At 73.6% G+C, this 12146-nt stretch carries 12 protein-coding genes; 4 read left to right on the top strand and 8 right to left on the bottom strand.

From position 1 onward, the window contains the following. Window positions 1-107: 107 nt before the first annotated feature. Both FZ103_RS15715 and tnpB read left to right on the top strand, forming a co-directional pair. Window positions 108-683, top strand: a complete 576-nt coding sequence (locus tag FZ103_RS15715) for an IS607 family transposase (protein WP_156002190.1) — start codon at window positions 108-110, stop codon at window positions 681-683. Continuing rightward, complete coding sequence (gene tnpB / locus FZ103_RS15710) at window positions 680-2059, top strand: IS607 family element RNA-guided endonuclease TnpB (protein WP_156002187.1); 1380 nt, start codon at window positions 680-682, stop codon at window positions 2057-2059. The genes FZ103_RS15715 and tnpB overlap by 4 nt, the downstream gene beginning before the upstream one ends. Here the strand turns inward: tnpB and FZ103_RS15705 are convergent. Next, on the bottom strand, window positions 2032-3276 hold the full coding sequence (locus FZ103_RS15705; protein WP_156002183.1) for a cytochrome P450: 1245 nt from the start codon (window positions 3274-3276) through the stop codon (window positions 2032-2034). The genes tnpB and FZ103_RS15705 overlap by 28 nt on opposite strands. A 583-nt stretch (window positions 3277-3859) precedes the next feature. Between FZ103_RS15705 and FZ103_RS15700 the strand changes: the two genes are divergently transcribed. Next, window positions 3860-4855 carry an oxygenase MpaB family protein gene (locus tag FZ103_RS15700; protein ID WP_186356371.1) on the top strand — a complete coding sequence of 332 codons (996 nt, stop codon included), beginning with the start codon at window positions 3860-3862 and terminating at the stop codon, window positions 4853-4855. A 24-nt stretch (window positions 4856-4879) separates the two neighbouring features. Here FZ103_RS15700 and FZ103_RS15695 read toward each other — a convergent pair whose 3' ends face one another. From FZ103_RS15695 to FZ103_RS15680, 4 genes are all read right to left on the bottom strand, one after another. Further along, window positions 4880-5716: an oxygenase MpaB family protein gene (locus FZ103_RS15695; protein WP_343233556.1), complete on the bottom strand. Its 837-nt coding sequence runs from the start codon at window positions 5714-5716 to the stop codon at window positions 4880-4882. Between the two features lie 54 nt (window positions 5717-5770). After that, on the bottom strand, window positions 5771-6139 hold the full coding sequence (locus FZ103_RS15690) for a hypothetical protein (RefSeq protein ID WP_156002177.1): 369 nt from the start codon (window positions 6137-6139) through the stop codon (window positions 5771-5773). Next, window positions 6136-7473 (bottom strand): acyclic terpene utilization AtuA family protein, encoded by a 1338-nt coding sequence (locus tag FZ103_RS15685; protein ID WP_186356370.1) that lies wholly within the window; start codon window positions 7471-7473, stop codon window positions 6136-6138. Before FZ103_RS15685 ends, FZ103_RS15690 begins: the two co-directional genes overlap by 4 nt. A gap of 83 nt (window positions 7474-7556) precedes the next feature. Next, entirely contained in the window at window positions 7557-8951 is a 1395-nt protein-coding gene (locus FZ103_RS15680) for a CitMHS family transporter (RefSeq protein ID WP_156002174.1), read from the bottom strand. A gap of 127 nt (window positions 8952-9078) precedes the next feature. On the opposite strand from FZ103_RS15680, the gene FZ103_RS15675 reads away from it, so the two are divergent. Continuing rightward, window positions 9079-10005 (top strand): LysR family transcriptional regulator, encoded by a 927-nt coding sequence (locus tag FZ103_RS15675; RefSeq protein ID WP_156002171.1) that lies wholly within the window; start codon window positions 9079-9081, stop codon window positions 10003-10005. A gap of 18 nt (window positions 10006-10023) precedes the next feature. Here FZ103_RS15675 and FZ103_RS15670 read toward each other — a convergent pair whose 3' ends face one another. Genes FZ103_RS15670 through FZ103_RS15660 form a run of 3 tightly spaced genes read right to left on the bottom strand, consistent with a single transcriptional unit; the run spans window position 10024 to window position 12074 of the window. Beyond that, a complete protein-coding gene (locus tag FZ103_RS15670; RefSeq protein WP_156002169.1) occupies window positions 10024-10902 on the bottom strand; it encodes an alpha/beta fold hydrolase in 879 nt (292 codons plus the stop codon). Window positions 10903-10944: 42 nt separating this feature from the next. Then, entirely contained in the window at window positions 10945-11460 is a 516-nt protein-coding gene (locus FZ103_RS15665) for a MarR family winged helix-turn-helix transcriptional regulator (RefSeq protein WP_394350108.1), read from the bottom strand. Continuing rightward, window positions 11457-12074, bottom strand: a complete 618-nt coding sequence (locus tag FZ103_RS15660) for a DJ-1/PfpI family protein (RefSeq protein WP_156002166.1) — start codon at window positions 12072-12074, stop codon at window positions 11457-11459. Before FZ103_RS15660 ends, FZ103_RS15665 begins: the two co-directional genes overlap by 4 nt. Window positions 12075-12146 lie beyond the last annotated feature (72 nt).

Below are 12146 nucleotides of genomic sequence, written 5' to 3'. Positions count from 1 at the left end.
CCCGGGCGACCGAGCCCTCAGACCGCCTGGACGGCCCGGTTGCGGGGGGTCAGCAACTGTTCGTTTGAATGTGCAAGAACGAGTAATGCCATGGTGAAGTGTTCCTCATGAAGTTGGCGGAGTGGGCGCGCACGCAGGGCGTCTCGTACCGAAGTGCGCTGAATTGGTTCCACGCGGGGACGCTGCCCGTTCCCGCCCGCCAATTGGCCACCGGCACCATCCTCGTCGAGGAGCCGGTCCGCACCGGCGGCCGCACCGTCGCCTACTGCCGTGTTTCCAGCACCGACCAGAAACCCGACCTGGAGCGCCAGGCGGGGAGGGTCGCCACCGAATGCACTCGGCGCGGCATCGCCCTGGACGGCACCGTCACCGAAACCGGTTCCGCCCTCAACGGCAACCGGCCCAAACTGCGCGCGCTGCTGCGTGATGCGTCGGTCGCGGTGATCGTGGTCGAGCACCGCGACCGGCTGGCCCGCTTCGGGGTCGAGCACGTGGAAGCGGCCCTGGCCGCCTCGGGCCGGTCGCTGGTCGTGCTCGACGATGCCGAGGTCGAGGACGAGCTGGTGCGCGAGGTCACCGAGGTGCTGACGTCGCTGTGGGCCCGGCTCGACGGGCGCCGATCAGCCCAGCGCCGCGCACGCGCCGCCCTGGAGGCCGCCCGCGCGCAGGAGGGGTCGGCGTGAGCACCCACCACCAGGCGTATGTGTTCGCGCTGGAGCCCACCCCCGAGCAGGCGCAGGCGCTGGCCTCGCACTGCGGGGCGGCCCGGTTCGCTTACAACTGGGGCCTGGCCCGCGTCAAAACCAACCTGGCCCAGCGCGCCGCCGAGCGCACCTACGGGCTGGCCGAGGCGGAACTGACCCCCGCGCTGGACCGGTCGGCCTACGGGCTGCGCAAGCAGTGGAACGCCGCCAAACACGCGGTGGCGCCCTGGTGGGGCGCAAACTCCAAGGAGGCCTACGCCTCGGGTCTGGCGAACCTCTCGGTGGCGCTGAAGAACTGGAACGCCTCGCGCACCGGCAAGCGCGCCGGGAGGAAGGCGGGCTTCCCCCGGTTCAGGTCCAAGCGGTCCCGCAGGTCGTTCCGCATCACCACCGGGTCCTTCGGGCTGGACGGGGCCGGCAACCGGCACGTGAAGCTGCCCCGTATCGGGCGGGTGCGCACGGGCGAGTCCACCCGCAAGCTCGCCCGCCACCTGCACCGGGGCAGCGCCCGCATCCTGGCGGCCACGGTGTCCCACCGGCGGGGCCGGTGGCAGGTGTCCTTCACCGTGGAGAAGACCACCCCCGCACCGGCCCCGGCCACCCGGGGCGGGGCCGTGGGCGTCGACCTGGGCATCACGCACCTGGCGGTGCTCTCCACCGGTGAGACCGTGGCCAACCCCAAACACCTGGAGAAGGTTCAGCGGAAACTGCGGCGCGCCCAGCGGCGGGTCGCCCGCCGCCGCGGCCCCGACCGGCGCACCGGGCAGACCCCGTCGGGGCGGTGGCGCAAGGCCCGCGCCGCCGCCGACCGGCTGCACACGAAGGTGGTCAACGCCCGCCGCGACCACCTGCACAAGCTCACCACCCGCCTGGTGGCCGACTTCGACACCATCGTCATCGAGGACCTGAACGTGGCCGGGATGGTGGCCAACCGGCGCCTGGCCCGGGCGGTGGCCGATGTCGGCATGGGCGAGGTGCGGCGCCAACTGGAGTACAAGGCCGCCTGGTCCGGCCGCCGCCTGGTGGTGGCCGAGAGGTGGTTCCCCTCGTCCAAGACCTGCAACGACTGCGGCGCGGTGAAAGCCAAACTGCGCCTGTCTCAGCGGACCTTCGCCTGCCAGGTGTGCGGGGCGGTGGCCGACCGCGACGCCAACGCCGCCCGCAATCTCGCCGGCCTCGCCGAGGCCGCCTCCTCCCCGAGTTGCGGGGCGAGGATAAACGAGCCCGCTGGAAACCCGCGTAAGCCCAGCCTTGCTGGCGATGGGTATCGTCACGGGAAGACCCCGCCCGCCCGGGCGGGGTCAACGCCGCGCCGCAAGGCGACGGCTCAGGGCACGTTTTCACACGTTTCCTGAACGGTGAACTCCATGGGCACCCGCGCGGGGCCGCGGGTGAAGACGCCCTTGTCCTCGGCCACGTAGTCGTCGGCCAGGCGCGCGTCGGGCATCGCGTCCAGCAGCATGTTGGTGGCCACCTCCACCTCGGTCTCGGCCAGCAGGGCTCCGACGCAGAAGTGCCGGCCCAGTGCGAAGGCGAGGTGCCCGGCCGCGGCGGTGAAGGCGGTCGAGGCGTCGATCTCCTCGCGGAAGATGTCGAAGCTGTCGGGGTCGGCGTAGCGCTGGGGGTCGCGGTTGGCGGCCCCGATCAGGCAGGTCACCGTGCTGCCGGCCGGGACCTCGCCCCCGCTGAACGTGACGTCCTCGGCGGGCTGGCGCATGATCATGTGCACCGGCGGGGTGTAGCGCAGCGTCTCGGCGAAGGCCTTGGGGATCAGCGAGCGGTCGGCGCGCACCGCCTCCAACTGGTCGGGGTGGGTCAGCAGGTTGGCGAACATCGCGGCGATCGCCTTGTCGGTGGTCTCGCCGCCGGCCGCCAGCAGCAGGCTGCAGAACGCCTTGATGTCCTCGTCGCTCATCGAGGTGCCGTCGATCTCGGCCCGGCACAGCACCGACAGCAGGTCGTCGCCCAGGTTCTCGCGGCGCTCGCGGATGATCGGGATCATGTACTCCGCGAACTCCTCGCGGGTGCGCAGGCCGTCGGCCGCGATGTCGGGGTCCTGGGCCAGGTTGCCCAGGAAGGCGATGATGCTGGTGTACCACTTGTGGAAGCGGTCGTGGTCGGCCTTGTCGAGCCCCAGCATGTCGACGATGACGTTGATCGGGAAGTGCGTGGCGAACTGGGAGACCAGGTCCACCGAGCCGGCGTCGCGGAAGCCGTCGATCAGCTCGCGGGCGTTGCGCTCGATGACCGGCCGGAACTTCTCGCGCAGCTCGCTGCCGCGGAAGGCCGGCGCCACCAGCGCCCTGCGCACCGCGTGCTCGCGGCCGCTGAGCTGGAGGATCGTGCGGCCGTGCACCGGCTCCAGCTGCCAGTCGTAGTTGGCGGTGGTGAACACTTCGTCCTTGAACGCCCGCTGGACGTCCTCGTAGCGGGAGACGATGTAGCTCTGCATCGGCTCGTGCCAGATGAGCGGGGCCGCGCTGCGCATGATGCGGTAAGCGGGATAAGGGTCGGCCTGGAACTCCGCGGAGAGGATGTCGGGAATGCCGGGGGTGTCCGGGACTATGGTCATGTCTGCGCCTCACTGAAAGGGGGGACGAAGATCGACGCGTCCCAGAGTAGGGAAGTCACTCCCGGTGATCCAGGCGTGTCTGTCGTGAATCAGTGGCAAATGCCATCAACCGGGATCTCCCCGGCCGCGCGTTCATTGATGGCGAATCGGACGGAACGGGTTTCGGTCGCGTTCGGTGGTGGATTCGGTTCTGCGATCTACGTGCCAGAGGCCCTGCGGCGTACCGGATCCGGGCGGCCGCCGGCGGCCGCCCGGAGAGATCCCGGTCACAATGCCGGTGCGAGGGAGAGGCAAGGTGGGGGCGGTTCCCGTGGTAAGGGAGTGAATCCTGTGACGCCGCCGGAAACCCGGGCCGAAATGCCCTGGTGAATCCGGTCCAGCGGCCCTACCGCGGCATTCCGCCATACGGCCGCGCGGTGGATTTCCGCCTACCGACTGCGCGGTCGGCCACTCCGGGGCTTAAAGTCGGCCAGGAGGAGCCGGACGAGCGCTCCCGGCACGCGCCGCCCGGTCCGGCTGCCGGAGCGCCCCGGTGTCCCGATCACTCCGCAGCACCGCCGCGCAAGCGAAGGAGCCTTCGACCATGCCCCGTCCGCCGCTGCTCCCGTCCGTCCTGGGCCGCGACCGCTTCCGCTGGCTGCGGCGCATCGAGGAGCTCGACCCCGAGACCGACTACCACGAGATCTACCGGATCTCGGCCGGCTTCGAGTTCCCCTGGGACTACAACCGCGCGCTGGAGCTGGCGCTGTACCGCACCTACTGCGTCCCCTCGATCTCGGCGCTGCTGGACGCCACCGGCGAGTTCGGCCGCCGCGGCCAGAAGCGCTACGACGACACCTCGCTGCTGATGGGCGAGATCGTCGAGCACGGGGTCGACTCCGAGCGCGGCCGCCAGAGCCTGCGCAACATCAACCGGATGCACAACCGGTTCGCCATCTCCAACGACGACATGCTCTACGTGCTCTCCACCTTCGTGTTCGAGCCCATGGACTGGCTCGACAGGTACGGCTGGCGCCGGCTCACCGAAGCGGAGCGGCAGGCCGCCCTGCACTACTACACGGCGGTGGGCCGGCGGATGAACATCCGCGACATCCCCGCCGACCTGGAGTCCTTCCGGGCCTTCAAGGAGGGATACGAGCGCGAGCACTTCCGCTACGCCGACACCAACGCCCGCGTCGGGCAGGCGACCCTGGACATCTTCCGCGCGTGGTTCCCCGCGCCGCTGCGGCCGGCGGCCGATGCGGGCGTGCGGGCGCTGCTGGACGAGCCGATGCTGGAGGCGTTCGGGTTCCGGCCCGCGCCGCGGTGGCTGCGCCGGATGGTCGACGCTGCGCTGCGGCTGCGGGCCCGCGCGGTCGCCCAGCTCCCGCCGCGGCGCGTCTCCCGGCTCGCCGCCGACAAACGCAACCGCACCTACCCGGGCTGGCCCGGCGGTTATGCGGTCGAGCAGTTGGGCGCGCCGGAGCCGACCGGCCTCGACCCGAGGTGGCTGCGGTCGCCGGCGGGGTCGGCCGATCCGGCGGGGCCGGCCCGCTCCGCCGGCCCGACCGACGCGGCCGAGCCGACCGAGTCGGCCTGAGCGCCCGGTCCCGCGGGCGCCGCCCTACCTGCGCTGCGCCGCCGGGGCGCCCCGGCGGCGCAGGGAGCGCCGGCGGCGTCCGCCGCGCGCCGCATCCCTGCGCAACTCGTGCAGGTAGTAGTCGCGCGGCAGCGTGCGTACGGCCAGCGGCAGCCGCGGGTAGAGGGCGCGGACGACCGCGACGAGCCGGTTGAACCGGCGCCGACGGGCCGGCCCCCACTCCAGCCCGAAACCGTCGCGCACGTGCGCGGGCAGCAGCCCGGCGGCGAGGAGGTGCTGGATGCGCATCAGCGCCCGCACGAACGGGTTGGCGGGGTGGAACAGGTCGCGGGCGACGGCGCGCGCGGTGTCGTCGACCTCCAGGGAGTCGATCATCCGCGCCCAGTACCGCTCGAAGTCGGCGCGGGTGGCCGGCCAGCGCTCCGGCGGGCAGCCCAGCGAGGTGGCGAACACCGCGGCGCAGCGGTAGATCTCGTCCTTGTCCTCGGGTGACAGCGGGCCGCAGACGAGCTCGTAGACGTGCACGTCGCAGGCGTAGAGTGTGGCCGCCACCCACACCTGCAGGTCGGGGTCCTGTGCGCTGTAGCCCGGACCGGCCACCCGCTTGTGGACCGCGCGCACGATCCGCGAGACCCGCTCGGCCTCCTCCTCGGTGCCGAACACGACCCCGTAGACGAAGACCATCGTGCCGCGCAGCCGGTCCACCGGCCGGTGGGCGAAGTCGCTGTGGTCGCGGACGCCGCGCCCCACACCCGGATTGGCGATCTGCAGCAGGATCGCGTAGGCGGCGGCCCCCAGGATCACGGCCTCGCGGTAGACCCGGTGCGCCGGGGACGCGTGCGAAGTGCGCCGTTGCTCCACGCCTCCCATGCTAGATCGCGGCCCCGGCTCACGAAGCCGCGGCCCGCGGCGCCCTCACCGCTCGTTCGGCCCTCCGTTGGGCGCCGCGTCCGCAGCCCCCTCCGGCTCCGCGTCCCACTCCAGCTCCAGTTCCAGCAGCGCCGAGCCCAGGCTCTTGCCGTGGGAGTCCAGGAACAGCGACGTGGTGACCGTGTCGTCGGCCGCACGCGGGCAGACGAAGATCAGCGCGGGCAGGTTGTCGAGGCGGTGGCGGACCACGTCGCCCGCCACCCGCTCGGCCAGGTGGTCGGCCACCCGCTGCGCGGTCAGCACCGAGCACAGCCGCGGATACCGGTCGGGGTCGTAGGGGATCACCGCGATGGTGATGAGATTGCCCTTGTCCCCGGCCCGCGCGTGGGCGATGTCGTACAGCCGGACGCTCATGCCGCGGCGCTCCCCTCCAGGACGACGACTCCCGTTTCGACCCGCTCGCGCGGGATCGTGGTGGACAGCACGCCGACCACCTCGGTGGTGGTCACCCGCAGTCCGCCGCCGCCCGCCGGGCCCGAGGTGTACAGGGCGCTCACCTCCTCGCCCACCGCCTCGGCCGCAGCCCGGTCGGCGGCGATGCCCGCCACGCGCAGCCGGCACTCATAGGGATCGGGGCCCTGCGCCAGCGCGTCCCCGTGCAGCGCGCTGTGCCCGATCACGTCGGCCCGCAGCCGGGGAAGCGCGCCCGCGAGCCGCTCGCGCACCACCTCGGCGGCCAGCCGGGCGCGCTCCAGCGCGCCGCGCCCGGCATAGGAGATCTCGCCCTCGCCGCGGAAGCCCACCCGGTAGCCGACGCTGACCTTGAGCTCCTCGGGGCGGGCCCGGCCGCGGGCGCCGCGCACCGCCACCCGGTCGGCACCCTCCTCGCGCACTCCCACCGCGCTCATGTCCAGGGCCACGTCGGGGGTCAGGTAGGCGCGCGGGTCGGTGACCTCGTAGGTGAGCTGCTCGACCACGGTCATCCGATCGACGCGGCCCCCGGTGCCGGGCAGCTTGGTGATCACGGCGGCGCCGTCGGCGCCGACCTCGGCGAGGGGGTAGCCCAGGCGGGCCAGGCCGGGCACGGGCTTGCGGGCGGGGTCGGCGAAGTAGCCGCCGGTCACCTGGCCGGCGCACTCCAGCAGGTGGCCCGCGAGCGTGCCCGCGGCCATGCGTGTCCAGTCGCCGGTCTCCCAGCCCAGCAGGTGGATCATCGGTGCGAGGAACAGGGACGGGTCGGCCGCCCGCCCGGCGATCACCACCGGCGCGGGGCCGCGCAGGGCCGGCAGCAGCGCGTCGGCGCCGATGTAGGCGTTGGCCGAGACGATCTCGCCGTGGGACTCCAGCGGGGCGCCGTCCTCCCACGCCGGCGCCGACAGGTCGATGCGGTCCAGTACGTCGTCGCCGGTGACGGCCGCGACCGCGGTGGGCACGCCCAGCTCCGCACCCAGGTCGCGGACCATGCGCGCGGCCGCGAGGGGGTCGGCGGCGCCGGCGTTGGTCACCAGGCGGGTGCCGGTGCGGTTCAGCGGTTCCAGCAGCGCGGCCATGCGCTTGCGCAGCATGGGGTCGTAGCCCGCGGCCGGATCCGACAGCTTGCGCAGCGCGGCGAGCGCGACGGTGCGTTCGCCCAGGCACTCCAGCGCGATGACGTCCAGCTCCCCCCGTTCGACCAGGTCGACCGCGGGCTCGATCCGGTCGGCCGCGAACCCCGCGCCGCAGCCGATCCGGGCTTGTCCTGTGCTCACGTGTCCTGTTTCCCCCGTTGCTCGTGGTGCGGTGGGTCGGCGGTGCGCGCTGATTCAGGGCGGCGCACCGCCGCGGCCGGTGCTCAGCCCGCCCACAGCGGGATCGCTCCGCTCAGCACGGCGGCGGCCAGCACGACGAGGCTCACCAGCCAGGCCCAGGGCAGCAGGAAGCGGATGTGGCGGCCGATGGACACGCCCGCCAGTCCGGTGAGGAGGTAGAAGGAGCCGGTGAGCGGGCTGATGGGGAAACCGACGGTCTCCTCGCCCGCGATCGACGCCTGGGCGATGGCGGCGGCGGGCACGCCGAAGGAGTCGCCCACCGCCGTGAGCACCGGCATCACCGCGAAGTAGTAGGCGTCGGGACCGAAGAGCAGGCTGAGCGGCACGGCGAGCACCCCCACCAGCAGCGGCAGGCCGGGCCCGACCGCCTCGGGCATGGCACCCGTGAGCGCCTCGGCCATCGCGTCGATCATGCCGCTCTCCTCCATGACGCCCAGGAATACGCCCGCGGCCAGCAGCGTGCTGGCCATGAGGATCGCGCCCTGCGCGTGGGCGTTGACGCGCTCGGTCTGCGCCTTGAGGCCGCTGTAGTTCAGCGGCAGTGCGACGACCAGGGCCAGCATGAACACGAGTTCGGGCGGCAGCAGGCCGGAGATCAGCACGGCGACGACGGCCGCCGTCAGGGCGGCGTTGAGCCAGAACAGCCGGGGGCGGCGCAGTGCGGCCGCCTCGCCCGCGGGCTCGTGCGTACCGGCGGGACCGGGATGCCCGTCCGGTTCGGGCGCGCCCCCGTCGGCCGCGCCCGAGCCGCCGACGGGGGCGGCGGCCGGAGCGGTGGCCGCGGCCGGAGCCGATGCGGCGGCGGCGATGCGGCCCTTCTCCCGGCGCCCCAGCAGGTAGGCGATCGCCAGGCAGGCGGCGATCCCCGCCAGTTGGGCCGGGATCAGCGGAACCCACAGGGCGTTGGCGTCGATGCCGGTCGCCGAGGCGGCCCGGGCGGTCGGGCCGCCCCAGGGCACCATGTTCATGATCCCCGCGCCCAGCCCGGTCAGGGCGGCCAGCACCAGGCGGCGCATGCCCAGGGCGTCGTAGAGCGGCAGCATCGCCGGGATCGTGATGAGGAAGGTGGTGGCTCCGGCGCCGTCGAGGTGGGTGAGCATCGCCAGCACCACGGTCGCCAGCGCGATGGTCACCGGGTTGCTGCCCGCGAAGCCCAGCACCCGCCGCACGACGGGGTCGAACAACCCGGCGTCGCGCATCACGCCGAAGTAGAGGATGGCGAAGACGAACATCGTCGTGGTGCCGGCGACACCGGAGATTCCTGTGGCGGCGAACTCGCCGATCTCGGCCGGGGTGAAGCCGGCGATCAGCGCGGCGGCCACGGGTGCGCCCACGAGCGCGACGACGGCCGAGACCCGGTTGGACAGCAGAAGGGCCAGTACGGCCGCGATGGCGGCGAAACCCATTGCGGTGAGCATGACGACGATCCTTTGCGAAGGCGACCGGGGGGTGTGGTGTGCCTCACGTGATGCTGCTCATTCATGCTGGCAAGAGCCTCGGTTGCGCGTCCAACATCAATCCGGCAAGGATCTATGCTCGGTGTGCATGGACCTGTCGCTGCGCCAGTTGAGCGTCTACGCCGCCGTGGCCCGCGCCGAGAGCTTCACCGCCGCGGCTCGGCAGCTGCGGGTGGCGCAGTCGTCGCTCAGCCGCACCGTGCTGGAGCTGGAGCGCACGCTGGGCGTGCGGCTGTTCGACCGCACCACCCGGCGGATGCGGCGCACGCCCGAGGGCCAGCGGCTGCTGGAGGCGGCCGAGCGCGTCCTGGCCGCCCACCGCGCGGAGATGGCCGACCTGGAGCGGTACCTGGCGGGGGAGCGCGGCCTGGTGACCATCGCGACGCTGCCCTCGGTCGCGGCTGCGCTGCTGCCGCCGGTCATCGCGCGGTTCCGCGAGCAGCGGCCCGACGTCGCGGTGCGCATACTCGACGGGATGTCCGAGGCGGCGCTGGACCGGCTCTCCTCGGGTGCGGCCGACCTGGCGATCACCGCGGCCGAAGGGCTGCCCGCCGGCCTGCGCGCCCACCCGCTGGCCGAGGACCGCTTCTTCGCCGTGCTGCCGCCCGGCCATCCGCGGGCCGGATCGGCCGAGCTGGCCTGGGACGACTTCACCGGCGAGCAGTTCATCGCCGTGGGCGCCGATTCCAGCGTGCGGGCGGGAACCGACCGCGCCTTCGCCGAGGCCGGGGTGCGGCCGGCCGGTGTCACCGAGGCGGGCAACGTCTCCACGGTCGGCGGCCTGCTCGCGGCGGGTCTGGGCGTCTCGGCGATGCCCGCGCTGGTCGAGGTCCTGATGAGTTTCGCCGATTACGTGCGCCTGCCGCTGGTGCGTCCGGTGCTGGACCGGCGGCTGAGCGTGGTGCTGCCGCACGAGCGCCGCGTCCCGCCGCCGGCCCGCGGGTTCCTGGAGTGCCTGCGCGGCCTGCGCGAGGAGGGCCACCCGCTGCCGGCCGACGTGCGCTGGGTGGACTGAGGCCGCGCCCGGCCGGGCCTACGCCGGCTCGGGGCGGGCGGGGGTGAACTCCTGGAGGAAGTCGCGCAGGTGGCCGTGGGCGAGGGCGGGATTCTCGCGGAAGGCGCCGTGGCCGGTGGCGGGCAGGACGTGCAGGCGCGTGCGGGCTGCGGGCAGGCGCGCGGCGAAGCGGCGCGCCGCGGAGGCCGTGGCGACCGGGTCGTGCTCCCCGGCCAGCAGCAGGGCGGGGCAGGCGAGCCCCTCCGGCCGGTCGAAGTGGTCGAAGCGCGCGGCCAGGACGTGGCGGAAGTGCTCCAGCACGTCCTCGTTCCAGCGGATGCGGCGCAGGGTGTGCTCGGTCTCGGCGCCGCCCGGCCGCCGGGAGTACAGCGGCAGGCATGTCTCCCGCCAGGCCCGGCGCACCTCGTCGGTGTCCTCGCCGGCCCAGTAGCGGCGGGCGGTCTCGCGGGCGGCCAGACCGCCGAGCCGTTCCATGATCTCCAGGCGCTCCTCGGTCGCTCCGGGGATCACGCTGTCGAGCACCAGGCCCGCCACCCGCGCCGGGTGGCGCAGCGCGGCCAGCAGTGCGACCCAGCCGCCACTGGAGGTGCCCAGCAGGACCGGATCGGCGATGCCCAGGGCGTCGCAGAAGTCGGCCACGTCGTCGGCCCACCGCTCCCAGGTCCAGTGCTCGGGCGAACTGCGGTCGGAGCGCCCGCTGCCGCGCTGGTCGAGATAGACGACCTGGGCGAACTCCGCGGCCGCCGACAGCGCCGGTTTGAACAGGGAGTGGTCGGCTCCCGGGCCGCCGTGCAAGGCGACGACCACCGGCCGCTCCACCATGGCCGGCCCCTCGGGGACGAGTCGGCAGCCTTCGACGTCGAAGAACAGGGAGACGTCCCCGATCGAAACGCGCATTCTCCGGATGTTCCCAGAATCCGCCGGATCCCGGTACGGACTTCAGGCTCGCGGTTCGGCGGCGGCCTCCTCGGCGGCGACGGCGTCCAGGGCGGTGTTCAGGGCCCGCAGCGACTCCACGGCGGCGCGCAGGCCCTCCGGGCCCATCTCGGCGGCCAGGCGGTGGGCGAGATCGCGGTGTGCCGGGTGGATGCGGGCGAGGGCCGCACGGCCCTCGGCGGTGGGGCTCAGCAGCTTGGCGCGGCGGTGGGCCGGGTTGGGCCGGTACTCGGCGAGTCCGCGGGCGACCAGCAGATCGGCGACGCGCTGCACCCCCTGCCGCGTCATGCCCATCTCCCGGGCGATGCCGGCGACGGGCAGGGGTTCTGCCAGCACCGCCCCCAGCACCTGCCACCAGGCCGCGGTGAGGCCGACCGGGCGCGCCAGCTCCTCGGCGGCGGACAGGAACCGTCCGTTGAGCCGGAAGGACGCCAGCGCCGCCGCCGAAAGCAGGGCCTGGAGGCCGTCCTCGTCGGACTCACCGGAGGCCCCGCCGCCGTCCGGCGGCGGTGCGCTCACGACGACATCAGCTCCGCGAAGGCCGCCGGGTCGCTGTGGGCGTGCAGCCGGTACCAGGCGTCCAGCGCCGCCGGCCGGTACAGCCCCAGCTCGGCGAAGATCTCGCGGGCGAAGGCCACCGGCGCGGTGGGGCCGGCCGTGATGAGGCCGCCGCCGCTGACGGCGGGCTCGTCGCGGTAGTGGTCGGCGCCGGCGTAGCCGGTGGCGGCGAGGTACTCGGCTGCGGCGGAGGTGTGCGGCCGGTCGTCGAGCAGCCCTTCGCGGGCCAGGCCGGCCGTCGCCCCGCAGATGGCCGCCACGGGCACGCCGGCGTCGAGGAAGCCGCGGGCGGCGCGCGCGAACGGTGCCAGCGCCGGCGGGTCGGCGTCCCACAGTTCGGCGCCCGGCAGGATGAGCATCGCGCTGTGCGCGGGGTCGAGGTCGGCGAGCGCGATGTCGGGCAGGACGCGCACGCCTCCCATGGTGGTGACCGGATCCGCGGTCGGCCCCACGGTGGCCACGCCGTAGTCGGCCTCCTTGCCGGGGGAGCCGGTCCGCAGGTGCGCCAGGGCGTGGCCGGGCTCCCAGTCGGCGAGGGTGTTGTAGACCGCCAGATGGACGGTTGCGGTATTCATGACAACATATTGTCGATTCGACAGGGTGTTGTCAATAGGTTCCGGCCGGTTGCGGCCCCGCAAGGCGCGACC

The organism is Streptomonospora sp. PA3 (assembly GCF_009728995.1).
Taxonomy (GTDB): Bacteria; Actinomycetota; Actinomycetes; order Streptosporangiales; family Streptosporangiaceae; genus Streptomonospora.
The sequence above is the reverse complement of the archived record's forward strand: the minus strand, read 5'-3'. Positions and strand labels throughout refer to the sequence as shown.